General features: G+C 45.4%; 21 protein-coding genes. 13 read left to right on the top strand and 8 right to left on the bottom strand.

All coding sequences use genetic code 11. From position 1 onward, the window contains the following. Positions 1-7 precede the first annotated feature (7 nt). Positions 8-661 carry a GTP cyclohydrolase II gene (ribA, locus tag A596_RS01020; protein ID WP_052417095.1) on the top strand — a complete coding sequence of 218 codons (654 nt, stop codon included), beginning with the start codon at positions 8-10 and terminating at the stop codon, positions 659-661. Here the strand turns inward: ribA and A596_RS01025 are convergent. Then, positions 595-1,851 (bottom strand): efflux RND transporter periplasmic adaptor subunit, encoded by a 1,257-nt coding sequence (locus tag A596_RS01025; protein WP_084127875.1) that lies wholly within the window; start codon positions 1,849-1,851, stop codon positions 595-597. The genes ribA and A596_RS01025 overlap by 67 nt on opposite strands. 60 nt (positions 1,852-1,911) lie before the next feature. Further along, the gene (locus tag A596_RS01030; protein WP_039911986.1) at positions 1,912-5,106 is read right to left on the bottom strand and encodes an efflux RND transporter permease subunit; all 3,195 of its coding nucleotides are present in this window, start codon (positions 5,104-5,106) and stop codon (positions 1,912-1,914) included. 237 nt (positions 5,107-5,343) lie between these two features. Here A596_RS01030 and A596_RS01035 point away from each other — a divergent pair, with 237 nt between their 5' ends. From A596_RS01035 to A596_RS01045, 3 genes are all read left to right on the top strand, one after another. After that, positions 5,344-6,180, top strand: coding sequence for a penicillin-binding transpeptidase domain-containing protein (locus A596_RS01035; protein WP_039911988.1), 837 nt, complete (start codon positions 5,344-5,346; stop codon positions 6,178-6,180). A 29-nt stretch (positions 6,181-6,209) separates the two neighbouring features. After that, a complete protein-coding gene (locus A596_RS01040; RefSeq protein WP_200882832.1) occupies positions 6,210-6,635 on the top strand; it encodes a GNAT family N-acetyltransferase in 426 nt (141 codons plus the stop codon). A gap of 152 nt (positions 6,636-6,787) precedes the next feature. Beyond that, complete coding sequence (locus tag A596_RS01045) at positions 6,788-7,498, top strand: tetratricopeptide repeat protein (RefSeq protein ID WP_039911989.1); 711 nt, start codon at positions 6,788-6,790, stop codon at positions 7,496-7,498. A gap of 181 nt (positions 7,499-7,679) precedes the next feature. Here A596_RS01045 and A596_RS01050 read toward each other — a convergent pair whose 3' ends face one another. Then, the gene (locus tag A596_RS01050) at positions 7,680-8,315 is read right to left on the bottom strand and encodes a PEP-CTERM sorting domain-containing protein (RefSeq protein ID WP_039911991.1); all 636 of its coding nucleotides are present in this window, start codon (positions 8,313-8,315) and stop codon (positions 7,680-7,682) included. A 317-nt stretch (positions 8,316-8,632) separates the two neighbouring features. After that, a complete protein-coding gene (gene pdxR / locus A596_RS01055) occupies positions 8,633-10,090 on the bottom strand; it encodes a MocR-like pyridoxine biosynthesis transcription factor PdxR (RefSeq protein ID WP_039911992.1) in 1,458 nt (485 codons plus the stop codon). Between the two features lie 235 nt (positions 10,091-10,325). Between pdxR and A596_RS01060 the strand changes: the two genes are divergently transcribed. The 6 genes from A596_RS01060 (at position 10,326) to A596_RS01090 (ending at position 15,123) form a co-directional block, all read left to right on the top strand. After that, positions 10,326-11,582, top strand: a complete 1,257-nt coding sequence (locus A596_RS01060) for an SGNH/GDSL hydrolase family protein (protein ID WP_052417097.1) — start codon at positions 10,326-10,328, stop codon at positions 11,580-11,582. 343 nt (positions 11,583-11,925) lie between these two features. Next, the gene (locus A596_RS01070) at positions 11,926-12,300 is read left to right on the top strand and encodes a DUF6152 family protein (protein ID WP_039911996.1); all 375 of its coding nucleotides are present in this window, start codon (positions 11,926-11,928) and stop codon (positions 12,298-12,300) included. Between the two features lie 23 nt (positions 12,301-12,323). Beyond that, entirely contained in the window at positions 12,324-12,818 is a 495-nt protein-coding gene (locus A596_RS21810; RefSeq protein WP_052417098.1) for a DUF6644 family protein, read from the top strand. Between the two features lie 28 nt (positions 12,819-12,846). Further along, the gene (locus tag A596_RS01080) at positions 12,847-13,314 is read left to right on the top strand and encodes a cupin domain-containing protein (RefSeq protein ID WP_039911997.1); all 468 of its coding nucleotides are present in this window, start codon (positions 12,847-12,849) and stop codon (positions 13,312-13,314) included. A gap of 23 nt (positions 13,315-13,337) precedes the next feature. Continuing rightward, positions 13,338-14,477, top strand: a complete 1,140-nt coding sequence (locus A596_RS01085) for a PQQ-dependent sugar dehydrogenase (protein WP_052417099.1) — start codon at positions 13,338-13,340, stop codon at positions 14,475-14,477. A 70-nt stretch (positions 14,478-14,547) separates the two neighbouring features. Continuing rightward, positions 14,548-15,123 carry a peroxiredoxin gene (locus tag A596_RS01090; RefSeq protein ID WP_039911998.1) on the top strand — a complete coding sequence of 192 codons (576 nt, stop codon included), beginning with the start codon at positions 14,548-14,550 and terminating at the stop codon, positions 15,121-15,123. A gap of 103 nt (positions 15,124-15,226) precedes the next feature. Here the strand turns inward: A596_RS01090 and A596_RS01095 are convergent, their stop codons facing one another. The 4 genes from A596_RS01095 to A596_RS01110 all read right to left on the bottom strand — a co-directional run bounded on the left by A596_RS01095 (position 15,227) and on the right by A596_RS01110 (position 20,516). After that, positions 15,227-15,715, bottom strand: coding sequence for a GlcG/HbpS family heme-binding protein (locus tag A596_RS01095; RefSeq protein ID WP_039911999.1), 489 nt, complete (start codon positions 15,713-15,715; stop codon positions 15,227-15,229). Positions 15,716-15,859: 144 nt separating this feature from the next. Then, entirely contained in the window at positions 15,860-16,810 is a 951-nt protein-coding gene (locus tag A596_RS01100) for a hypothetical protein (protein WP_039912001.1), read from the bottom strand. An 8-nt stretch (positions 16,811-16,818) separates the two neighbouring features. Next, on the bottom strand, positions 16,819-17,610 hold the full coding sequence (locus A596_RS01105; protein WP_052417100.1) for a hypothetical protein: 792 nt from the start codon (positions 17,608-17,610) through the stop codon (positions 16,819-16,821). A 194-nt stretch (positions 17,611-17,804) separates the two neighbouring features. Then, positions 17,805-20,516: a TonB-dependent receptor gene (locus A596_RS01110; RefSeq protein ID WP_039912002.1), complete on the bottom strand. Its 2,712-nt coding sequence runs from the start codon at positions 20,514-20,516 to the stop codon at positions 17,805-17,807. Positions 20,517-21,074: 558 nt separating this feature from the next. Between A596_RS01110 and A596_RS01120 the strand changes: the two genes are divergently transcribed. From A596_RS01120 to A596_RS01130, 3 genes are all read left to right on the top strand, one after another. After that, positions 21,075-22,934: a phosphatase PAP2 family protein gene (locus tag A596_RS01120; protein WP_200882833.1), complete on the top strand. Its 1,860-nt coding sequence runs from the start codon at positions 21,075-21,077 to the stop codon at positions 22,932-22,934. 386 nt (positions 22,935-23,320) lie between these two features. Then, positions 23,321-23,761 carry a rhodanese-like domain-containing protein gene (locus tag A596_RS01125; protein WP_039912004.1) on the top strand — a complete coding sequence of 147 codons (441 nt, stop codon included), beginning with the start codon at positions 23,321-23,323 and terminating at the stop codon, positions 23,759-23,761. A gap of 50 nt (positions 23,762-23,811) precedes the next feature. Beyond that, positions 23,812-26,142, top strand: coding sequence for a carbohydrate binding family 9 domain-containing protein (locus A596_RS01130; RefSeq protein ID WP_152600060.1), 2,331 nt, complete (start codon positions 23,812-23,814; stop codon positions 26,140-26,142). Positions 26,143-26,205: the final 63 nt, after the last annotated feature.

Consider the following 26,205-nt stretch of genomic DNA (forward strand, 5'->3'; position numbering starts at 1 on the left):
TTATGAATTGGTTAAGCATCAGCATTCTGTAACACGCACAGCGTGTGCACGCATTCCTATTAAATATGGTGATTTCCAACTGTGTTATTACACTAACACTGAAGACAACAAAGAACACCTCGCTTTTTATTTGGGTGATCTGGAGGGCGCTGAAGAAGTATTGGTACGCGTCCATTCCGAATGCTTTACCGGCGATGTACTTGGTTCATTGCGTTGTGATTGCGGCGAACAATTAAATCGTGCGTTGGAAGCCGTTGCCAAGGCAGGGCGCGGTGTCGTGGTTTATTTACGGCAAGAGGGCAGGGGGATTGGCCTGGAACAAAAACTGCGCGCCTATAATTTGCAAGATCTTGGTTACGACACTGTAGATGCCAATTTAATGTTGGGCCACGGTGCTGATGAGCGCCGCTATTGGCTAGCCGCAGCAATATTAAATGATTTGGGTGTGCAATCAGTAAAATTGCTGACGAATAACCCGGACAAAATCCGCGCGCTCACTGCAGAAGGTATACCGGTTGTTACGCGCGTACCGATTGAGGCAGGGTTGAACAGCGAAAACGAAAGTTATTTATTGACCAAGGCGACCCGAATGGATCACCTGTTAGCAGGTGCTGCCGGTTTCCAGGCTAAAGTTTTTACCAGTTCATCTTCCACTAATTGATCCGGCGGGCTAACCACCAGGGTATCTCCGGTGCTGATGCCCTCCAGCACTTCCACATCGCGCCCTAAGTCGCGCCCCAGCTTTACATTGCGAAAACTGATTTTATTATCCGGTTCAACAACAGCAATGCGTTGGTATTGATCGCGAATAATTAATGTGGCGGCGGGCACCACCAAGGTTTCGACACTGCTGGTAACGGGAATATTTACCTCGGCATAAGCACCGGGCAATAAAGTGGCATTAGGGTTCGGCAATAATAAATCCACCTGGCGTGAACGAGTGCCCGGATCTATACCACCCGCGATTCGCTCAATACGCGCTTCCAGCGGGCCTTGCTGTTCGCGCAAGGTTAATTCTACTTCGGCATTCAAGCGCAAACCGTCAGCATACGACTGTGGAACCCAGATACTGGCGCGCAGTGGATCTGTTTGGGTAATCGCAAATAATTCCTTGCTGCCCTGTGCCACATAATCGCCCACTTCAATACTGCGACGGGTAACAATCCCGTCAAAGGGCGCGCGAATATGGCGAAAATTTTCAACATTGCCCAGGCGTTTTACATTGGCATCTGCTGCATTTAAATCGGCGCGAGTCTGGCGAACCAGGCTGCGTTTTTCATCCAGGTCCTGGGGGGATATTGCACTTTCACGTTGTGCAAGGCTGTCCCAACGCGCTAGTGTTTTTTCAGCAAATTCAAGTTGCGCTGCAATTTGTTCACGTTGGGCGCGCGCTTGTGCAAGTTCCTGTTCCTGTTCCGGTGTATCCAGTGTCGCCAGCAATTCGCCGCGTTTTACATAATCGCCAATACCTTTGTGCCAATTGGAAACATAACCATTAGTGCGTGCGTAAATAACGGCTTCAGTATTTCCGCGCAAGCTTGTTGGCAAACGCAAATTTTGTTGCAATGCACCGGGCTTGGCTTTTGTTGTTAATACTGTACGTTCCAATGTCGCGGTGGTGTAATCCTGCAACGCTTTTGCATCACGCTGGTTGACCAGGGCGCGCGTGGCACCACTTACCAGAAGCAAACCAATCAATGCAATCGCAACATTTTTGGTTGTTATGATGGATTCATTGGTTGATCTGGCAGGTGATTGGAGCGACTCCACCGACGATGCAGAAAAATGTTCCTGCTCGTTTGTATGAAGTCCATCGGTGTCATCCTTTGGTAAAGGGTGATAATCATTCATTTGTATTGATGCTCTAATAAATTTTTTGTTTTACGTTTTTAATTAAGTAATTTCATTTTGCTAGTTGTTCGCCAGCGGTGAAAAATGATTCGCTGGTCGTGTCCGATCACTTAAAAACTGGTGCAAGCTGGCAAATACCAGTGGCACAAATAGTAATGTCGATACGGTTGCAAACAACAAACCACCAATCACCGCGCGACCAAGCGGTGCGTTTTGTTCTCCGCCCTGGCCTAAACCAAGAGCCATTGGCAACATACCGACAATCATCGCACAGGCTGTCATTAACACCGGACGCAAGCGCGTGGTGGCGGCATCAAGTGCAGCGACAATCGGTGCTGCACCTTCTTGCAAGCGTGTGCGTGCAAAGGACACGAGTAAAATACTGTTTGCGGTTGCTACACCCATCGTCATGATGGTTCCGGTTAATGCCGGCACGCTCAGTGTGGTTCCCGTTAAGAACAACATCCAGGCGATACCCGCCAGCGCGGCAGGCAATGCGCTGATAATAATGAGTGGATCGAGCCAGCTTTGGAAATTTACTACCACTAAAAAATAAACCAGCACGATTGCAATCAGAATACCGGCGCTTAATCCGGTGAAAGCTTCATCCAGGGTTTCAATTTGGCCGCGCACTTTAATATCTACACCGCGCGGCAAACTGGCTTGGGTTTTTGCGACCAGCTCATTGATATCGCGACTGATTGAGCCCAGGTCCCGATCCTGGAAATTTGCATGGATATTAATCATATTGAAATTGTTATAGCGATTGACGGCTGACACCTGTGATGTGCGCTTATAAGTCACTACATTACCCAGCAACTGCTGCTTGCCATCGTTACCTTTACCAATTGGAATTCCCATTAACTCGTCAATTGAATCCATTTCAATTTCAATGGTTTTTGCGCCGATGTTATAGGTATTGCCATTGGCTTCATTCAACCAATAAGTGGGTGTGGTTTGCATGCTGCCACTCAGGGAAATCATCATGTTTTCCGCAACATTGCGTGCGCTTAAACCTAACTGTTGTAATTGCGTGCGATTCATTTCCAGTGACAGTGTCGGTTTGCTCCAGCGCTGGTAAACATGGGCATCAACTATACCGGGGATTTTGCGCAATTCATTATTGAATGCGGCGGCGATTGGCAAAATATCGCCAGGTTTTCCACCGATAAATTGCACATCGATAGGGGCGGGAATACCAAAGTTTAAGGTCTGGCTAATTTGGTCCGCTGGTTGGAAAAAGAATTCCACATGGGGAAAGCGCTTGGGAAGTGTGAGACGCAATTTTTTCATAATTGCATTACTGTCCAGCTCGCCTTGTTTAAAGCTGAACATAATTTCCGAATCGGCAGATTCCGCCGTACCCGAGTTGCCATTAAGCGTATTGATAGTACTGTAAGGGCCACCAATAATATCGAGGATATCACCCATTTGTTCTGCGGGAATTGTCGCGCGGATTTCATGGTGGATTTCATTGATCAATGCCGGCATTTGTTCAAGGCGTGTTCCGGACGGCGCGCGGATGTGCAAACGCAATTGACCGCTGTCTACTACCGGGAACAAGTCCTGCCCCAGAATGGGAAATAGTCCGGTAGAGAGTAAGCAAAAACCAAAAAATACAGCCATAAAGCGTTTGCGTTTTTCCAGCAAACCGGTAATTAACACAGAAAAGCTATGACGGAAAATTTCAAAGCCGTGATTGAACGTATGATGTATTTTTACGAACGGATTTTTTGATGTTGATGAAGAATTATCGCCGTGAATATCTGTGGGCTTATGATTTACCATCATAAACATCACCAGTGTGGGAATTAGTGTGCGTGAAATGATATAAGACGCAATCATCGCAAATACTACAGCTTGCCCCAGCGGCACAAATAAATAGCTGGCGATGCCATCCAGGAAGAACATCGGAACAAACACAATACAAATACATAATGTAGATACAAACGCGGGTACTGCAATTTCCTGCGCACCATCCAGAATTGCTTGCAGTGGCGGTTTACCTAATGCCATTTGCCGCTCAACGTTTTCGATTTCTACCGTGGCATCGTCTACCAGAATTCCCACCGCCAGTGCCAATCCACCCAGCGTCATCAAGTTAATTGTCTGCCCGATTAAGTGCAGGCAAATTAACGAAACCATAATGGATAATGGAATAGAAACCGCAATGATTAATGTGCTGCGCCAGTTACCGAGGAATAATAAAATCAGGCTTGCGGTCAGTAATGCAGCGATCAAACCTTCATGCATGACGTTGCTAATGGCTGCCTTCACAAAAATGGATTGATCAAACATCAATTTGATATCAATACCTTCAGGCATTTTGGAAAGAATTTCAGGTATGGAATCTTTAATATGGTCCACAGCTTCAATGGTGGACACTCCACCGAATGCCAATACCGAATTGAGTACGCTGCGCGAACCATTTTGCCGTGCAATAGTTGCCGCTGGTAAAAAACCGTCGCGCACATTGGCTACATCGCGCAATAAAATTGTGCGACCGCGCTCACTGCGAATAGGAATGGAACCAATTTCATCGATGGTGGCAATGGCACCATTCAGTTTGATATCGAATTCGCTGTCACCAACTTTCATAGTCCCGGTTGGTAAAATTAAATTTTGCGCTCCCATCGCCGTCACAATTTCTGCTGGCGTAAGATTATTAGCGAGCATGGCTGCTGCGTTAATGTCTACGGATACCTGACGAGAACGGGAGCCATAAGGGAAGGTGAGAGAAAGGCCTTTTTTGCTTGAAACAATCGGGCGTAACACATTGCCGGCTGCATCGCCAATTTCAATATCGGAAAGCGTATCGCTGGAAATGCTCAGCTGCACCACGGGCAATTCGGATGCTGACCAGGCACGCACCCGTCCTGCTTGCGTTCCTTGCGGCATTCCTCGCGCTGCACCATTTGCGCTCATGGTGGTTTGGGTGAGGGCGGCATTAATATCGGTACCCGGTTGGAAAAATACTTTAACTATGCCGAGGCCGGCGACCGAGAAGGATTCGGTATGCTCAATATTATCCACTGCTTGCCCAAGTTCGCGCTCGGCTTGCGACGTAATTCGTTCTGACATTTCTTTTGCGGTCAAGCCGCGGTATTCCCACATCTCGGCGACAACCGGAATATTAATTTGCGGGAAAATATCGGTGGGCATACGCACCAATACAAAGGGCATAGCCAATAAAATCAGGATTGCCGCCACAATAAACGTATGGGGGCGGCGCAGGGCGATGTTAACTATCCACATAATGATGAATGTTTCTGTAGAAGCAATTGCGGAAGGAAATGTTGCATTTCCGCCTTATCAGCAATAAATGCGCCATCTGTGGGTTGCGCGAATGTGAGTGGTTAGGTATGTTGGTGCTTGATAGTTTTGTTTAAAAACAAACAGTTTGGCGTTCAATAGCTGTTTATCCAACAGCAATTTATTTCATTAAATTGCGACAAATCGAACATGCGAAAAAATTCATATGGAGATAGGGTTGTGAAACTTTTTTTAGGGTTATTATTTTTATTTCCGCTGGTGTCATTTGCCGGAGCCTGCACAACGACGAAGCCAATTGATACCAACTCTTTCGCCATTAAAAATGATATCTATGACCTTACCTTTATTGTGCTTGACCTGAAAAACGGTAATTGCCAGGTAATTAATGAGAAAGGTTTGACGCAGCGCCATAGTCCATATTCCACGTTCAAAATTCCCCACACCTTGATTGCACTTGAGGCAGGCGCGGTGAAATCGGTAGATGAGCGTATCGAATGGGATCAATTGAAATATCCCCCCGCAACCTACTGGCCGGAAACCTGGAAAAAATCACAAACACTGGCTACTGCATTCCAGCGTTCTGCAGTGTGGTATTACCAGGCCCTGGTGCCTCGTATTAATCCGGAACAATATAGAAAATGGCTCGCAGCATTTCATTACGGCAACCAGGCCTTTACTTCAGGTAGCAACCAGTTCTGGTTGAATGGTGAAATAAAAATATCACCGGAAGAACAGGTCAAATTTCTTGCTTGCTTATTGAAAAACCAATGCGGTGTTAATCGTGAAATATTTTCAGCGTTTGAAACCATTGCATTGCAAGAATCAAAAAGTAATTTTTCCCTTTATGCCAAAACGGGCACCGGGCCCATAGACCCACATAATTTTGATGGCGCTTTTGAAGGTTGGTATGTGGGCTACGTGAAAGATAAAGATGGAAAAGCTGTAGCCGCATTTGCAATTTATATGCAGGGTGATAGCTTTTCAGCATTGCAAAACTATCGTAAAGAACTTTCACTGCAATTGTTAACCGGTTTGGGTTTTTGGGCGAAACAATAGTTGTTAATTTTATTGAGTCGGAGTTGCCTGTGATAATCATATCCGATATAGAACAAGCATTTTTACTGGCCAACCAGATTCCGGAATTTTCTGGCGATTTTGACTATCCGGGAATGGTAGAAAAAATTAATGGGCGAAAATTCTTATCATTAATTTATACCCTTGGTGATGAGGCAGTTGGTTTTAAATTAGGTTATGAACTAAACCCCAATGAGTTTTACAGTTGGCTGGGGGGAGTGCTGCCGAGCCATAGGGGTAATGGAATCGCAAAGAAGCTATTATTGAAGCAGGAGGGCTGGGCGCGGGAGAATGGTTATTCGGTTATCAGGGTTAAATCCATGAATGACTTCCCGGAAATGTTATGTATGTTGACCTCAAGCGGCTATAGAATTAATGATGTGTCGAATAAAGAATCGCCTGACGAATTAAAAATCCACTTTTATAAAAACCTGTAAATGTAGGCGACAACCTGTTAATTGCTGTCGGGCATAGTAATTGCTGGCTTTTGTAGAATTGTTAGCACTGTTACTTTTTAACTATTCCGGCGAGCCAGGTTTTCTTTAATGTCGGGTATAGGCAACATCAACCTGCACATTAAAGGATAAAAATGAATAAATCAGTTTTTTTCTTTTCGGGAATAATTGCCCTGTGTGGTTGTTCAAGTTCATCAACGATAAAACCACTGCAAGCGGTTATCAGCGAACCGCACAAAGCCCATGCAGAGCAAGGGCTTTATTTTATGCAGACCGGCATGCTGCTTCAGGCTATTACAGAATTTGATGAGGCGATAAAACACTGCGAGGTTAAATACCCGGCCGATGGGAAAAAGGTTTACACATCCAGGACTACAGCAGAAAGCCTTATGTATGCAGTGCTTTCCAGCTCAAGGGATGAATCGGTTGATGTGGTTGATACCGTGTGTTCGGATGCGTATTACTTGCGTGGTTTCACCGCAATGAATACCGGCAGGCTGCGTGATGCAGAAGGTTATTTGCACAAAGCAGTGAGCATGGCACCGGTAAATGCGATGTATTTATCGGCGTTAGGACATATTTACCAGGTTAAACGCGATTGGCAGCAAGCGATTGATTATTTTGCCCAGGCTGAAGATGCAGCTAAAACCTATTCGCCTGAACAGGTCAGGATTAGCGAATTTTCCCGTGCAAAACGGGGCATTGGTTTCAATTTGATCCAGTTGGGTAAATTGAATGAGGCTGAAGCAAAATATAAGGAATGCCTTGCTATAGATGCAAAAGACAAAGGCGCATTAAATGAGCTGGAATATATTAATAAATTGCGCGAACAAAATAACCTTTAACGGCCTGGATATTTATTAAATCGCGTACGCCGTGAATGCGCTATTTAGATCCTGAATTCTTCTGGTTAACTGAATGGCCGGGACAATTTTAGTTTATAAATAGGAAATACGAAGCCTGCAATTAAATCCTGCAGGCTTTTTAGCGTTAATTATATGGGTGGGTAATGGGATATTCGTTACATTAACGATTGCCACGCAATTTTATGCGGCGTCCATAAATTCCTGATAAACCCATGATAAAAAGTAATATCGCTGCTGGTTCTGGCACGCTGTAGTGGTAAGTCAGGTCATCAATCATTGCAGAGGTTCGCAAGAAGTAAAACGCGGAAATATCGATGTGGGAAATTCCGAAGTCCGAGGTAAATGTAATCAGCTTTTTTGCTTCAAAAGGCGTGTTATTATCGGGCCCTGCCCAGCCGGGTGTTTCCTGTGAGAGTGTAACCCCGTCCCCGCACAACGCATTCAGGTAAACAACGTCCTCGTGGGAAGATGTCACTATAAGGCTAACAAATGTCGGTAGCTTTCCTACAAAAGTCAAACCGAAATAGGGCCCGCCTTGCAAGTAATTTTTGCCACTGACAATTAAATCTGAATCAGGGTCGTAGCTATTCAGATATCCACCATCAATCAATAACCCGCGGGAAAGATATTGGTCCGTAATTTCCTGGTCGGCCCAAAACGGATCGTCCGGATCTGTGTGTACGCGTTCTATATCGTCAAAATTAATAACCACCGCATGGGTATAACTGCAAATAAAGAGTGTTAATACTGAAAAAAAATAACGAAATAAAAACACGAGGAATCTATGGTTGCGCATAAGTGTCTCCTGGATCCTGGGTGACTATTACGGAAGGGTGATGGAATTGGTGGGCGGGCCTGCAAATTATCCCGCCATAATTTCATTATTACCGGATGTAAATAATGACTGCGAAGAAAGCATACGCCTGTTAAGCGACACAGAAATATTGATTGGCTCACTAATTAACGCTTTCACGGCACTTAAATTTGCTGAAATTAAATACGCGTGAACAATTCACCCTGTGCTGGCAATTTTTTGCATTCCCGGTGTGTTTATGTGGCGCCTAATCTATCGCTGTTATAGAAATAAACAGGCTTGGTAACGGGCCTGCTTTTTTAGTTTTTGTGGCTTTTTCCGGTTTCCAAAATACAACGGGCTAATTTTTGCATTGCAGGCTCAATGTTGCGTTGGGCAATCCGGCCAAGGCCGAGCATGAGCTGGTTAGGGATGTTTTCCGTTACGCTGAATTCATGGCCGCAATGAATCTTGAGCCCCTGTTTAAGTGCATGTTCACACACTGCTTTTGCAGGGTAATCAGAATGTAAATTGAGTGTCAGATGGACTCCTGCGCGTATAGCCCCGGGCGTTAAAATGCCTTTCGCGTACTTATTTACTCCGGCAATGATGGCCGTATATCGTTGCTCATAAATACGATTCATACGGGAAATATGCCGGCGCAATTCGCCGGTTTGCATGAACTCGGCGAGCGCAAGTTGGGCGGTGAGTGGATTGCGCCAATCTTGCGCCTGTCGTGCGTTAGCTAAATAAGGAATCGCCCATTCCGGTGCGGCGATAAAACCGGTACGAATATCAAAGAACATACATTTTGAAAATGTCCCCACATAAAAAACACGCCCTTCTGAATCCAGTGTTTGCAATGCATCAATAGGTTGTGAGCCGATGCGAAATTCGCTGTCGTAATCGTCTTCGATAATAATCATGTCACGCTGTTTTGCGCGTTTTAGCAACTCCATCCTGCGCGAAATTGACATAGGGACTGATGTGGGAAATTGATGGGTGGGAGTTACAAATACTATTTTCACGCCCGATGGAATGGCATCTACAAGCAAGCCTTCGCCATCAACAGGCACATCAAAAATACGCGCACCTGCCGCTACAAATGCACGTCTGGCCATCGGATAACCGGGCGATTCAATCGCCACAGCGGTTTCACCCGGTTTAATAAATAATTGTGCTAACAAGGTATAAGCCTGTTGCGCACCACTGCACACAAAAATGTTTTCAGGGCTGCAGCTGACCGCTCGTGATTGTGAAATAAATTTTGCAATCATATTGCGTAATAATGGTTGGCCAGCGGGGTGCCCGGGTTCCATTGTCCTGTTTTCCATTTTTCGGTATTGCCGGTTAATTGCGCGGCGCCAGGTTTCAAATGGAAATGTGCTGATATCGGCGAGGCCAATTGAGAAATTAAATTCAATTGGCAACCCGGTCGGTTGTGCAAATAGTGTGGTGTCTTGCCAGTGAGATGCAATTCCTGCAATAAAATTTGCAGCCATTGTTGAATGGGGCAGGGTGGTTACTATGCCTGCTACTAATGTTTTACTTCCTGCCTGGGTTATTAGCAGCCCTTCACTTTGTAACCGCGCGTAAACTTGCAATATGGTATTGCGCGAAACATTCAGATGCCTGGCTAATAATCGGCTTGACGGTATCGCAATTCCCGCTGCCAGGCGCCCTTGTAAAATCGCTTTGCTGAGTTGATTGTAAATTTGCGCGACGAGATTGCCGGTATCGCGTGACACCTGTAGGCCTAATGCAAAAACTGGTTCCATAAAATTTCCGCTGACTGGTTCTTTTTTCCCCTCAATATACGTGGGACGCTAAGCCAACTCAATGACAGAAGGAGACTGCCGCTGGGTTGGTCATGCACACTGTATAAAAGAGTTGATTCGTAAATGCTGAAAGAAAAAAGTTCTGTCACATGCAATGTGTGACAGAACTTTTACAGTCAGGTCCTATGCAAACAATTCAGCTTTTTTAATAATTTCTCTTTGAAGGACAATATCTATGATTACCTTAATGAAAAAAACTGGTTTGTTATTCGGGTTTTTATTATCGACATTTTGTGTGATGGTAAATGCTGTCGAATTCACTGATGATTCATTGCAGTACCAGAATTCGTTGCGTGACAGCTATCGCGAGCAATGGATTGCAACATGGGCAACACCGCCGACAGCCGCTGGAACTGCATTTGAGCCTCCTAAAATTTTTGATAACCAGACTATACGGCAAACGGTACGTGTCAGTTTGGGAGGGCAACGCTTTCGTATTCGTATTTCCAATGCATTTGGAACCCAGGCGTTAAAAATTGGTGCCGCACACCTTGCGTTACAATCGACGGGTGCTGCAATTGTTCCGGGTTCGGATCGCACATTAAAATTCAGCGGGTTGCCTTCCATTTCTATTCCGGCAGGTGCAGTTGTACTCAGCGATCCTATTGACCTTTCTGTTGCAGCACAAACTGTGCTTGCTGTTAGTATTTATGTTCCCGTTAATACCGGGCCTGCTACTTATGTCGAGGGCGTTAATCAGAATACCTATATTTCAGAGCCGGGAAATCATACCGGAGCAACTAACTTACCCGTAGCTGAGACAGTAACATCAAATTATTTTCTTGCTGTTGTTGAGGTATCTGCACGTAAAAATTCCGGTGTTGTGATTGCATTTGGCGATTCGGTAACGAAAGGCGCAACACCAACCAACTGGCCCGGTTTTTTATTCGGGCGTTTCAATGCGAATTACACTACACAAAAACTGGCTGTGGTAAATCAGGGGATTGGCTGCAACCGCATCTTGCATGATTTTTGCGGGCCAGGCGCCGCTGCTCGTTTTGACCGCGACGTGCTCGCTATTACAGGTGCAACTCATGTTATTGTTGCTTTGGGATTGGTGGATATTATCTCGCCAACCGTATCTGGAAATGTGTCAGAAGTGGTTACGGCCAGCGATATCATCGTTGGATTAAAGCAGTTCATCGAGCGTGCCCGCGCAAAAGGTTTGAAAGTATACGGTGCAACTATTACCCCGTTTGGCGATAGTATTTTTGGTGTATATACACCGGAAAATGAAGCAACCCGTACAGCAGTAAATCGCTGGATTCGCACCAGTGGTGCTTATGACGGAGTAATTGATTTCGATAAAGCAGTACGCGATCCTTCCGATCCAAAACGTTTCTGGCCGATTTATACCATTGACGGGATTCATCCCAACGATGCCGGTAATGAATTAATGGCGAATGCGATAGACCTGGCCCTGTTTGAATAACCCGGTACTCGTTAAATAAGTGATCTATCCTGGCGGGGTAATTGAATAGTTACCCCGTTTTTTTAGGTGCAGTACAAATTTTTGATGTTAATATGTATGCAGTGTTTATGTTGGTTTTTGTGCACCTGTATTTTGAATAGGTGCAACGTGATGGTCGCTACAGGCCAGATATAAGCATCCTCCTCCTTATCTTGAAAAATCCCGCCGGCATAATGTTTGCTAAATGAATAAAACCCGATAATCAAAACCGGTAATACCAGCATGCTAACTATTAGCACTGTCGGGCAAGGTTGCCCGACATGGGTATATTTTTACATCCAGATTCAATAGAGGATATGTGACGATGAAAGCGAAATATTTGACAACGATTTTATCGATTATGGCAATGAGCATCACTATTGAGAGCGCCTGGGCCCATCACGGTTGGGCAAGTAATGAAGGCGAACAGTTTGAATTAACGGGCACAGTTGTCAAAGCTGTTAGCCTTGCCGGTCCCCATGCCAATTTGCAAATTCGTGCCGAAGGCCAGGTGTGGGAAATTACCCTGGCACCACCAGCGCGCACTGAGCGTGCCGGTTTGAAAGAGGACACAATTCCTGTTGGCGCAGAGGTCACGGTCAGTGGCCATCGCAGCGCAGACCCCAAGCGTTTTGAAATAAAAACCGAGCGTGTTACCTATCAGGGAAAACTCTATAACGTTTATCCCGACCGCGAATAATCTGCATACGGATTTGAAGATCCATGCCCTCGTTGTTTGAACTGCTAACTGAATTTCAATCGTCATCGATTGGAGTAACTGTACGCGGTTTGGGAGGCTGGGGTTACGCATTAATTAACTTATTTCACCTGTTAGGTGTTGCTGTATTGGGCGGTGCTGTTTTGTTAATGGATTTGCGCTTGATGGGATGGCGTCGCCATATCCCGTTAGCGTACGTCACCTCACTGGCGTTACCTGTTGCAATCAGCGGATTTATTTTGGCAGTAATGACGGGAATTTTACTGTTATCGGCAAATGCGAGCGATTATGCCGGTAATCCTTTTCTGTGGATAAAATTTTTTGGTTTGTTGTTTGCATTGGCAAATGCCTGGTGGGCACATCAAATTCCTGCATGGAAAAATCGTCGGCAAATGGAACTGACTGACTCAGATAATGCGGCGCTGGCTCTAGCAGGATTCGGATCTTTGGTGTGCTGGATAGTCGTTATTTCGGCGGGCCGGCTAATCGGTTATTGGTAAAACATTTGTTAATTAACAGGAGTCGGACATGAAATTTTTGCTGTTGCAAAATAAAAAATGGTTGTTGATGTTATGTATGGTTTTATCTTACGGCGCGACGGCAGTGGAGTTGGACCGTCGCTCCGTCGAGTTTAAAACACCAGCGGATATTAAATGGGTGCGTAACGCTGCTGGCACTAATGAGCAAGCGATTTTATTTGGCGACCCTGCCAAGCCTGGACCTTATGTGGTACGTATCAAATGGTTGCCGGGCAATTTCTCCAAACCGCATTTTCATAATGGCGATAGATTTTTTGTAGTGGTTTCAGGAACCTGGTGGGTGGGCACTGGCGATAAATTTGATACTGAACAAACGGTTGCTGTGCCCGCTGGTAGTTACGTAATCCACAAAGGCGGGCAAGTGCATTTTGATGGCGCCAAAGGTGAAGAAGCAATTATTCAGGTGTCGGGTATTGGCCCGGTTAAAACCGAGCAGCTTGCGGATCACAAGCATTAATTTAAATTGAGTTGGAGTTGGGAATGCAGTTGTTAACGAAATGTGTGGCCGCGTGTAAAATAAATGTAGTAGGGCTTTATTTTTTGTTTGGGATATGTGCACCGGTAAATGCTGCTGAATTGCCTTTGCACAACATTAAGTTGCCACCGGGTTTTGAAATCAGTGTTTTTGCAGAAAATGTTGTGAATGCCCGCTCGCTGGTATTGAGCGATGCACAAACATTATTTGTAAGTACACGCAATGAAGGAAAAGTTTACGCTATCAAACATGATGGTACCAAAGCGCAAAAAATCATTACCATTGCTTCCGGTTTAAACCGTCCTAACGGTGTCGCTTTTCGCAAAGGTTCGCTATATGTCGCTGAAGTGAATCGTATCCTGCGTTATGACAATATTGAAGCGCAATTGGAAAATCCGCCTAAACCCGTGGTAGTAACCGAGCAATATCCGAGCGATAACGCCCATGGTTGGAAATTTATTCGCTTTGGCCCCGATGGTTTGTTGTATGTTCCAATCGGTGCTCCTTGCAACATTTGTGAACCAGGTGATCCTTACGCCAGTATTACTCGTATTGATGTAGACAAGCGTAATCCCAAACCGGAAATTTTTGCGCGCGGTATTCGCAATACCGTGGGCTTTGATTGGCATCCGCAAACTGGTGAACTTTGGTTTACCGAAAATGGCCGCGATCATTTGGGTGATGATATTCCCCCTGAAGAATTAAATCGCGCAACTAAAGCCGGACAACATTTTGGATATCCCTATTGCCACGGTGGTGATATCCCCGATCCGGAATTTGGCAGCAAACACAAATGCGCCGAATTCACTCCCCCTGAAGTAAAATTTCAGGCGCATTCGGCCGCGTTGGGTATCCGTTTTTACACCGGCCCGTCTTTTCCTGCCGAATATCGTAACCAGGCTTTTATTGCCCACCATGGTTCATGGAATCGCTCAAAGAAATCTGGCTACAAGCTGGTAACGGTAAATACCAACGTTAAAGTAGGAGAAAAACCGCAATACAAAGTATTTGCTGAAGGTTGGTTGAACAGCGATGACAGTGTGTGGGGAAGGCCGGTTGATTTGTTGCAATTACCGGATGGTTCGCTATTGGTATCAGATGATTACGCGAATGTGATTTATCGAATTGCTTACAAAAGCAAATAGATAATCGTTTTTCGAAAGGACAATAAACAAAAGTAAATAATTTTTTGCTCAAGAATAGAAGGTTAGGACAATGAAAAAAATCAGTTGGTTAATATTGCTGGGCTGCATTGCGTTACCCGCTAGTGCTCAGATAAAAGTGGGTGATAATGCATTGGCATTCAATACCCAGGCTTCATTAGGTGGTAAATCTTTTGACTATTCATTAAAAGATTCGCTTAAAAAGGGCCCTGTCGTGGTTTATTTTTACCCTACGGCTTTCGGTGGAGGGTGCAGTATCCAGGCGCGTGCATTTGCTGTGAACCATGAAAAGTTTGCCGCCGCAGGTGCAACTATTGTAGGCATATCGCTGGATGATATTGATCGCTTGAATGAGTTCTCGGCTGATCCACAGTTTTGTGCCAGCAAGTTTCCGGTTGCATCAGATACAGATGGCAAGATTGCAAACGCATATGGATTAACGGTCAATGAAGCGACTGCAGGCAGAAAAGATATTCGCGGCGTTACGGTGAATCATGGCTCTATAGATCGCACTACTTTTATTGTGGGGCAAGATGGAAAAGTGGCGGCGACAATCGGAGGGTTGAAACCTGCGGAAAATGTGGATCAGGCGCTGAAAGAGATCCAAAAGCTGCACAAGCAGGGTTGAATGGATAATTTCCTCAAATAATTTCCCACGTTAATTCTGTAGTATTTTTTCCTTATGTACATAGTGAATTCAGGTTGGGATAATCCCAACCTGAATTTTATTGTTACTTGGCTTTCAAACTCGCCAGACCCGCTTCCGCAATCTGACCATCCTGTTGCGAGGTTGCGCCGCTCACACCAATTGCCCCGATAATTTTATTATCAACCACAATCGGTGAGCCGCCTTCAATTAATAAAGTGCCTTCCGGCAGGCTGAGCAGTACATTGCGGCCACCGGTTACACCTTCTTCAAATACTTTAGTAGGACGTTTGAAATTGTTGGCGGTGCGCGCCTTATTGATAGCCACGTCTACACTGGCTATCTGGGTGCCATCAATTTTTTCAAGGTAAGTGAGCGTTCCGCTAGAATCTACGATGCTGATGACCACGGTTAAGTTTTGTTTTTTTGCTTCAGCTGCCGCAGCGGCAGCGATTTTTTTTGCGGAGTCCAGGGTGATAGGTGCACCGTAGGTGAGAGTTTGGGCAAATGTACCGGTTGAAATGCAAACGACGGTTCCTGCTAACAGAGCCAATAATTTTTTCTTAACCTGCATGTGATCTCCAATAAAATAATAAAGATTAAAAATAATAATTTTCTGCCGATTATTCCGGATAATTGATGTTATGGCGCTAACTTAACGAAATACTGGAGGATTATCAATTCGCGATATTAATAACATTCCGAGCAGCAGGCATGATTAAGGTTTATCGACAGAAAGATGCCCGTGCGGGTTGTTGTATTCAATACATGCACGCTCTTCTTCGTTTTCAATAATGGTTTCCTTGCCATCGTGTTTTGCTTTGCGCACAGCATACACAACTGCCCTCGGCTCATCTTTCTCAGTCCATTTACGCTCGGTGACTGTTACAGTAAACGGGCGGGTATAGACTGTGGGGTCGCTGATTTCTGCAATATAGTTGTAGCGCTTACCATCATTATCAAATACGTAACGCTCGGTGATTTTTACATGTTCGCTCGCAAATTCACCGGTGCGGGCGTATTTGGATTTACCGTTGTAATTAGCAACATCCACAACCAATGTATTACCTTCCCAGCGACCGCGCGAATCACCGTTCCACAAACGAATATTTTCCGGGAGTTTTGGTTTTCCATCCAAATGGATAATGCGATTGCCCTGATCGAATAGGAAAACAACATAACCCGGATACTGCAAAATTTCGTGGCCATGCATGTATAGTGATTGCGGAATTCCCTGGGGAGCACAACGTGCGAGCGGGTCAATAAATTCCGGTTTGATCGGGTTATCGTAATAATCCTGGTACTCTTTTACTTTTGCCAATGCCCATGGTTGAAAAGGCACCTGTCCATCAGTGGGGTCACTTACACGGCTAGGTGCGCGTTGATCTCGCGGTGGTAACACACGTGGTCGTTCACCGGTTGAAATTCCTTCCGGGTCCGTAAAATTTAAATAGCTGCCAAACGCCGGGCTCCAGTGACCACTGATATCAGGTTGGCCATCGGCGAGTTTGGGACCATTCCATCTGCCTGACGCAATCTTTGCATGGGATTTATCAACCGGTGCAGCTGATGATGTAACAGCAGACGATTGGGCGTGAACATAAGACGCAACGCTGGCCGCTAACAAAATAATGAGTAATATTCTGGATGTATTCCGATGTAATTTCATAACGCCTCCTATTTGCCATCGCGCTTGGGTGGATAAATATCATCAAAGTCCAGCGTGAAACGATAGTCTTCAATTAGCTGGAAATGTTCTTCGCGATGGCGATGCAAAATAATATTCAGCGTCCAGGGGCGGCTGTAAACATTCGGATCTTCCAATGTGGCTTTATAAGCTATCGTGTTGGCATCCAGGAATTTCCAATGCTCGATTAAATGCAGCGCCGAACTGTGAAAATTGCCAGCGCGATCAAGCCAGGTTTTATCATTAAAATTAATGGTGTCTACTACCAGTGTATCTTTCTCCCAGTGTGCCCTTGAATCTCCGAGCAACAAATCATAGCCATCATCGGGGTGTTGGGTGTTATTGGTGTGGATGGTACGAATAGAGTGCCCAAACTGGAAAATAATATGTATGTCGCGCGCACGTTGAAAAATTTGAAAGGGTTCAGGGTAATAAATGCCTCGCGGGACACCGAGTGTCCAACCTTTTAGTGCTGGGTCCAGCTCATTGCGTTCTGCAAAGTTTTTATCGCGTTGTATTAATGCTTCCGGTAAGTAGGGAATTACATTACCGTCAACGACACCGGCACCTGGCGGTGCATCCTTCCGGCTGTTGTGCGGCTCCAGGCCGTAATCCGCTGCGCTGGTGGTTTGCCAGATTCCCGAGAAATCCGGTTTGCCATTCGCCAGGCGCGGAATTTTTTCGGCGGCGCTAGCCGGATAACTGGTTATGATTAAAAAAAACAGTAAACCTAGTGCGGTAAATACTATTAACCGCCTTGATTGTGCATTGGTGTCTAACATTTTCCCTCCGGCACTTTTTAAATAAATAAACGCTTGTATAAATAACCACAGGTATAGAGAACTGCTTTTGATATAAGCAGTTTTAATCAGCAAACATGTAAAAAATGAAAACTATAAAAAGCAAAATTGCCCGGTTCGTAAATGGCCGGGCAATTTTTTAAAACGTATAAATAAATGCAGCGGTATTCAACAAATTAAAGCGCTGCATCAATAGTAATTCCCACCCAACGAGGAATGCCCGGTTTGTAGGACGCCCAGGTGGTTTTGAAACCGGTATCTTCATCAAATACGTTTTTAACAACGAGGCTGATATCGAATTTGCGATCCTGACGGCCCAGGCCTACGGAAATATCCGTAATGCCATAAGGGCCTGAAGTGGCAAAGCGCGATAAAGAGGGATCGTTATTAAATTCGGTGACGTAGTTGTAGTTCAGGTTGGTGTGGAATAATTTTCCGCCACTGAGTGGATAGGAGAAATCCACAAACAAATTGCCACTGAATTTCGGTGCGCCGGGCAGGGTTTTTCCGCTGGCATCGTAGTAAGGAATCGAAGTGCCACCCAATTCACCGGGTTTGGCGAGGAATTTAAAGTCTTTGTATTTAGCATCGGTATAGGCACCGGAAAATCTGATGGTGGTGTATTCAATGCCAGAATAGGATAAATCGATTTCCACCCCTTTGGTTTGCACTTCCGGCACATTGCCAATAGCAGAGGTATACACATTAATGCCATTTTTGTTTTGTGTGGTTTGCACTTCATCAAAGACAAAAATGGGTTGTAAATAATTGTCGATGTTTTGCAGGTAGAACGTCGTATTTAAGGAAAGGTCTTGGTTTAACAAAATAGCTTTTGAGCCAATTTCAAATGAGTCACTTTTCTCGGTATCTGCCGGGAATGATTTTCCACCCTTTGGTGTTGCACCAACAATTTGTGCTGCGCCCGCTTTTTCACCGTGTTTCCAGGATGCAAACACGGTATTGAAATCATTCAGTTCATAACTGATGCCCAGATTGGTGGTGGGTAATACTTCATCGTAAGGCTCAGCTTCAACGGATTGATAAAGGGCACCAATCCTTCCCGCACGGATAGCTTTTGCATCGGCAACTTGCTTTTGTTGTACGCTGGTGAGCAAATTATAAGAAGCGACATTAAAATATTTCTGCGCGACGCTGTTTGCCAGCGCTATTTGTGCGGTGCTGTTAATGATGGAATCACCCTTAGCATCAGTTGTAATTGACCCATTAGTTGGGTTATTGATAAAACCATTCAAAATTACATCGTTTACTGACGCAGGATTTAACTCCGCAGCAAAACCATCGGTTTGAATAAAATTGCGAGAGGTAGTTTTGCGCTCTTCATGGGTAAAACGAATGCCTGCATTGATATTTAATGCATCCGTTGCTTCCCATACCAGATTTGCGTAAATCGCTTCGCTGGTGTTATCCAGTTTGTTTTTGGATTGCACAATAAGGCCATCCACGGAATTGAGTAATAATTGGCGTCCTTCCGCATTGATATCCAGCGAATTGTATTGCGCTTCATTGGCATACCATGCGCCACCGTCCGAGCCGTAGCGTTCAGTTTGGCCGGTATTGGGGAAATCACCCGCGAAATAAAATAAACCGGTTTCGTATTTCACGGAATTGCCCAGTGCAGCACTCCATTTAAATTCCTGGCTGAATTGTTCGTATTCGGTTTGGGTTCCGCGTGGAGCGCGCAACCATTCAAACGGGGTATGGGTGCCGGCACCTTGTGAGAATTCATAATCGCGATAGCCGGTAATCGAATGGAAAACACCGCCGTCCAGTGCGGCTTTGAAATTAAATGTAGCACCGCGCGTGGCATAGGTATTTGGGTATTCACTGGCGGTATCAATGCTGTGGGAATAATAATCGTCGATGTTGTAATCTGTTTTTTGTTTAAACCAGCGGCGCTGGATTTTTCCAAAAGCATCTTCGGCATAATTGACTGGATAAGGTTTACCTGTTGCAGGATTTATACTGTCATAAAATGCAGGAATTTTATCCCTGAAAGTAAAACAGTTTTCGCAAATTTCCCGGCCGGTCGGTGTGTAATCAATTGCTAATTCAGCATTGATATTATCTGTAGGCGTAAATAAAAATTGCGCGCGCGCATTGGTTCTATCCGTGTTGCGCCAGGTGTAATGACTGTCATTTTTATTAGCCCAGGGGCCGTCGGCTGTTTCACGGTGCAACGAAATCCTTGCTGCCAGCAAATCATCAATAACTGCACCACCCAGGGTTGCAACATAAGAGACGGTATTTAATTCCCCGAAGGTGAGCGATGCTTTTGCTTCTGGCGTAAAGCTGGGGGCGCGGGTTTTGATATTCACTACACCCACACTAAAACTCTTGCCGCCGTTAACGCCATTGGGGCCGCGAATGACTTCTACCGATTCAATATCATCAAAATTGGACAGCGCCGCTATCGCACTGATGCCATTACTCACACCATCTACCGTGACACCAACACTTGGATCAAGGACACCAGCGCCAGCAGCCCAGCCTACACCGCGTACAAAAATTGACGTGGTGTTAGGGTTCTGCCAGGACGTCCTGATATTGCCAATACGATTTACGATATCGCGGAAATTGTTCACGTGGAATTTTTGTAGTTCTTCGCCGGTAATCGCAGAGACTGATTCCGGTTTGTCTTTCAGCCGCTGGCTATGCACTGTTACGGCTTGCAAAAGAACGGCATCACCTTTATTAGCGGAAGTTTTTTCGGCATTTTTATCGGCTACCGTTTTTCCATCATTATCAGCAGCAAACAGCAAGCTTGAGGATAATAAACCGGTTCCCAGAATAATTGCTTTATATAACATTGATTTTTTGGTTTTTAAGTATCGCTGGCTGGTTAAGTTAACACGTTTTCTTTTTTCCATTTATAGCCTCATTTGCTGCGCTTGGTTGAATACAAGGTAAATAAAACCGGAAGTAGCAAACGCAAAGGCAATTGATATGCCAAGCCGGTCAAGGCGTGATTTATGATTTATTAAAGTTATTTTTTTAACAGGAAAATTTTTGTTTGATATTAAGCAGGGGAAATTATTCCAGGGAATTTTTTTAAGTGGCTGTGGATAAATAAACTGTGAAGATATTTTTAGTGCTTGCTTTTCAATAATGGGTTGCTGGTTGCCATACATGTTAATTTTTGTTGCGTATATTTTTAAATGAACGTTATTAATGGCCCTGTCTAAAAAGCAACTGTCATATTGATAACAGTAAGGAAAACAATATAAACACTTTGTGATTTGTTTTAGCCAATGCATCCGGTTTTTATTCTGGCAAAAAAATCGGTTTACAGGTTTTACCCTTGTGAATACTCATGTTTTGTTAATTGGTACAGGCTTTGCGTTGGTGGGTATGTGCCAGAGATTATGGCAACTGATTTATCACAGGTTTGTTTGGCAATTTCATTGTTGAAATCATTGGAGAAATCTATGTCGGTTATCCCAGGTTCAGATGCGCAAGCGAATATTGAAGACCAGCAGCAAGAATTAATCGCAGTACCCGAAACTTCTCCATCCGGTGTGAGCCGTCGTTCTCTGTTAGGGCGTGCAGGCATCCTGACGACTGCCGGTGTCGCCGCACCATTGCTGGCGAGCGTTGCCCATGCACACACTAAAGATGAGGATGATGAGCGTTCAAGTGATGGAAATGATTATTCGGATTTCTATCGCGATGATCAATACGGTACGTTGCATGCAAAAACGTTGCGTAAAAAATCCTATAAGGCGCGAATTAAAGCCGCCGAACTGGAATACGATGTCGATATTCCCCCGCATCCCAACAACGGTGATGAAGCGCGTTATGCCAATAAAATTGGCACATCGACAAAAGGATTAAAGCACGATGCAAACGGGCACGTTGATCCTGAATCCTATGCATCGTTTTTAAAAGCCCTGCAAACCCGCAAGCATGAAGACTTTGAAAAAATTATTTTAGGTGGAACGGCGAAATTAGCTGATCCGCAAGGCCCACTCACAACAGCGCTTGAAGGTGTGAGCAATGCACAATTGGCTATTCCGGTTGCCGCGCGGCTGGACAGTGCTGCACTCGCGGCGGAGCATATAGAAATTTATTGGCAGGCCCTGCTGCGCGATGTTCCCTTTGAAGATTACAAAACCGGGACCGGTAATGAACTGGTACAGGCAGCTGTTGCTGAATTAAATCGGTTGCCGGAATATCGCGGCCCGAAAGTAAATGGCAAAGTGACTCCGGAAACCCTGTTTCGCAGCACAGCCTTATATGTGGATTACAAGGCTGATCGCAGTGGAAAAAAAGGCAAATATGTTGTTCCGCCCGAGACATTGAAAGGGCCTTATATATCACAATTTTTGCTGCGTCCTGTTCCTGCCTGGGGAACTTTTCCCGCCCAGGCGCAATTGCGCCCCATCCAAACTGTTGGTGAAAGTTTTGGAACTACGTTTGATGAATGGTTGAAAATTCGCAATGGCATCAGCACTGGCAGAAATATCAGTACTGAACCCGGGCGGCGTCACATCATTAATGGTCGCGATCTGGCGTGGCTTGCACGCAGCTCTGGTCCGACCTATTTGCACGCATTGCAAATTTTATTGGCCGCCCCTGTTGCCGGTAATCCCTTGGCGGGTGGTATAGGTGCACCGTTGAATCCTGCCAATCCTTACGTTAATTCCAAAACCCAATCGTCCGGTTCTTCATTTTCATCGGGATTTATCCAGGGATTGTTAGCATTGGCGGGGCCGTTGGCGATCAAAACTTCCTACTACCAAAACTGGTTTGTCGATAGACGTTTGCGCCCCGAGGACTACGGTGGCCTCGTGCACAAAGTGTTGGCCAAAGGTGCGAGTTATCCGGTTCACCGCGATGTACTTGAATCGGATGCAGTAGCTCGCACCTTTGCTGCCAATGGCAGTTATTTATTGCCGTTGGCGAATAATACCGGAGCACCTACGCATCCGGGTTATCCAAGTGGTGCCACTATTTCAGCGGCAACACCAGTGACCTTATTGAAAGCGTTCTTTGATGAAAACTACGTTATTCCAAATCCGGTACAAGTTGATCCGGCTGATCCAACGAGGTTAATTCCATGGGAGGGTGAACCACTGACTGTCGGTGGTGAATTAAACAAGCTGGTTAATAATGTTGGGTTCGGCCGCAACTTTAATGGTTTCCACACTCGCGCCGATATTTCGGCATCCCATGCTTTAGGTGAAGCGTTGGCGATTAGCCTGCTTCGCGACCAGCGTTTTACGTACAACGAAACATTTGAAGGTTATACCTTCACCCGGTTTGATGGAACCAAAGTGACGGTGTAGAAAGGAATCGTTGTGCAAGATGCAAAGCGGCTACAAGGATGTTTTTTTGATTAATCGCTCTTCATAAAAATGCCTCGCAGTTATTTTCTGCGAGGCATTTTTTTTTGATATTTATTAAATGGCTATTATTGGAGCGCTGTTTTCCACACCTGGTTGTTGCCTTATCTACTGTGCACTGTTTGATTCTAAGCAGGTATTTTTTTCCGGTATTTCCAGCCTCGCAATAATTGGTCAAATTGATTGTTGTTTAGTATGTCTTTTGAGCAAAGCCAATATTTATTGGCATTGGTATGGGCATTGCAATTGTGCTGGTGTAGTGCCTCTTTAATTCTTATTCATTATCCATTTCCCTTTTCGTTCCAATTTTTTAGTAAGGAATAATTTCCATGAAAAAATTAACGCTTGCCTTTGGTGTGTTTGTAGCTTTTTTTGCCTCCCTGGCAATGGCCCAGAATAATAGCGGTAAGCCCGCTGTTAAATACAAAACTCCCGAGCTAACGGTAGCGCAGGTTGATCAATGGCTGGCGAAGCCAGACCAGGTATTGGTCATTGATATTCGTCGCCCTGATGAGCTGATTACCTTTGGTAGTTTCCCGGTATTTTTAAACGTCCAGTTCGCTGACCTGGAAAAGAATATTGCTTACATCCCTAAAGACCGGAGCATTATCACTGTTTCCAACCACGCTAATCGTGCATTTGCTGCGGGTGATTTGCTGAGCAGCAAAGGTTACAAAGTGATTGGTGCTGCCGGTTCAGAAAATTATGAACAACAAGGCGGTAAAGCAGTGACTAAAATTCAAAAGCCGGCTCCTAAACCAGCACAATAAATCGGTGTGTAAAGGATTATTTCATGAGGGTGGGTGGTTTTGGGTTGGGTTTGAATAAACTGTTTTTTAGCAAGCTTTTTAAAAGACGTTTACTCGCAGGTTATGGTTCAGGTTGTAATTTTCTGGCAGCAGCAACCTTGGTTGTTGCTGTGTCCAACAACCTTGCTGCTGAAGAGATTGCCATTCCACGCATTCAACATTCAGTGAACATAGATGCAGAGTTAACTGAACCCGAATGGCAAGCAGCAAAAAAAGTGGATTTGTTATTCGATACCTGGCCCGCTGAAAATAATCCCGCACCGGTAACAACCACGGCTTATGTGATGGAAAATGGCGATTATTTTTATATCGCCTTCCGCGCCAGGGATACGGATCCCGATGCAATCCGCGCGTATTATCGCGACCGCGATAAAATTTGGGATGATGATACCGTAGGCATCAAGATTGATACCTACGGTGATCACAAACTTGCCTATCAATTTTATGTAAATCCATTTGGTGTTCAAGCCGATGGCATTGCCGATGAAACCAGCAAGCAGGAAGATGATACTGATCTGGCCTGGGACGGAATTTGGCACAGTGCAGGTAAATTAACGGAAGAGGGCTATCAGGTAGAGATTGCCATTCCCCTGCAAATTCTGAATTTCAATGACCGTTTAATACAGCAACAATGGAAAATTGAATTGCTGCGTTTTTATCCGCGCGATGTGCGCCATCGCCTGTCGAACAATAAGCTGGAGCGCGCCAATCCCTGCTGGATTTGCCAATTGCAAGCGTCATATGGATTTTCCGGTGTGAAGGAAGGAAAACATTTTACGCTGGTGCCGAGCCTGGTTGCGGGCACCGATGAGCAGCGTAAATTGCGCCCGCATGACAACGGCCCCTGGCAGCGCCAAAGCGATATTGAACCGGGGTTGGATGTGAAGTGGGGAATCACCCCTGATATCAATTTGAATGCGACCTTGAATCCTGATTTCTCGCAAGTGGAAGCCGATGAAGCGCAAGTATCAGTGAATGATCCATTCACGTTGCTACTGCCCGAAAAGCGCAGCTTCTTTCTCGATAATGCCGATTATTTTTCATCGCCGCTGGATTTGGTTTATACGCGTAATGTGAACTCACCGGACGCCGGCGCGAAATTAACGGGCCGCCACAATCGCCATGCGTTTGCTTTTTTTGCGACGGATGATAACAGCACGCAATTTATTGTTCCCGGTAATATCAGTTCGACCGTTGCGCAACTGGATCGCGAAAGCAACAACGCGGTGTGGCGTTATCGATACGATCCCACCGCGACCTTATCAATCGGTGCCTTGGGCACTGCGCGTGAAGCGGAGGATTATCACAACCGGGTCCAGGGTATCGATGTGAAATACCAACCCAACGACCAGGATGAATGGGTAGCGCAATGGCTATACAGCAATAGCCAGTATCCGCGGACTTTGGCAGGCCAATTGCGCGATGAATCGGCATTGCGGGTAAACGCCGAACCGTTTAGTAGTCACGCCGGTTATTTTTCCTATTTACGCGAAACGCGCCACTGGATGTGGAATAGTCGCTATCAACGTATGGGCGAGGATTTTCGTGCGGACCTGGGTTATATTCCGCAGACCGATTATTACAAGCAAACCCACGCCACGAGTTACCAATGGTTTTCCGATTCGCATGGGTGGAATCGCATCAAACTCTGGAGCGATTGGGATACTACCCACAACGAGCGCCATGAGTTTCTGGAAAGAGAATGGGAAGTGGAACTGGAGATGTGGGGGCCGCAACAATCTTATCTGAAGTTACGGCCAATATATCGCGAGCGTGTTGGTGCTCGCCATGATAAAACCACACTGGCAATTACCGGCAACACGGACGAATTTACAGAAGTATTATTGGAAAGTGAAATCGAAGCCCAACCCTGGTCCGGTGTTTATGTAGGGCTGGAAACAGAGCATGGCAGAAAGCTCGATTTTCGCAATAACCGTATGGGGCACGGGCTTGAACTTGAGCCGGAAGTGCGCTGGAATTTGAATGAACATTTCCTGTTAAACCTGCGCCATACTTATCGCACCCTGGATGCCGACGGCGCTGAAGTGTTTACTGCGAATATGACCGACCTGCGGTTGAGCTATCAATTCTCGGTTCGTAGTTTTGTGCGGCTTGCGCTGATTTATTCCGATATCGAACATAATCCGGATAATAATTTCATCGCAGTTAAACCCAAAAAACGCGAGTTAGGTTCGCAATTGTTATATTCCTACAAGATAAATCCGCAAACCTTGATTTACGCCGGCTACAGTGATGCGGCGCTCAGCGACGATCAGATCGATGAACTGGATCTCTACCAACGCTCGGTATTTTTGAAATTGAGTTATGCGTGGATGCTGTAGTGATTGCGCAGGTGGGAATTGCAGATTGTGGGTGAACTCGCGAATCCCAACGATTTCATACAG

The organism is Cellvibrio mixtus subsp. mixtus J3-8 (assembly GCF_000766945.1).
Taxonomy (GTDB): domain Bacteria; phylum Pseudomonadota; class Gammaproteobacteria; order Pseudomonadales; family Cellvibrionaceae; genus Cellvibrio; species Cellvibrio mixtus_A.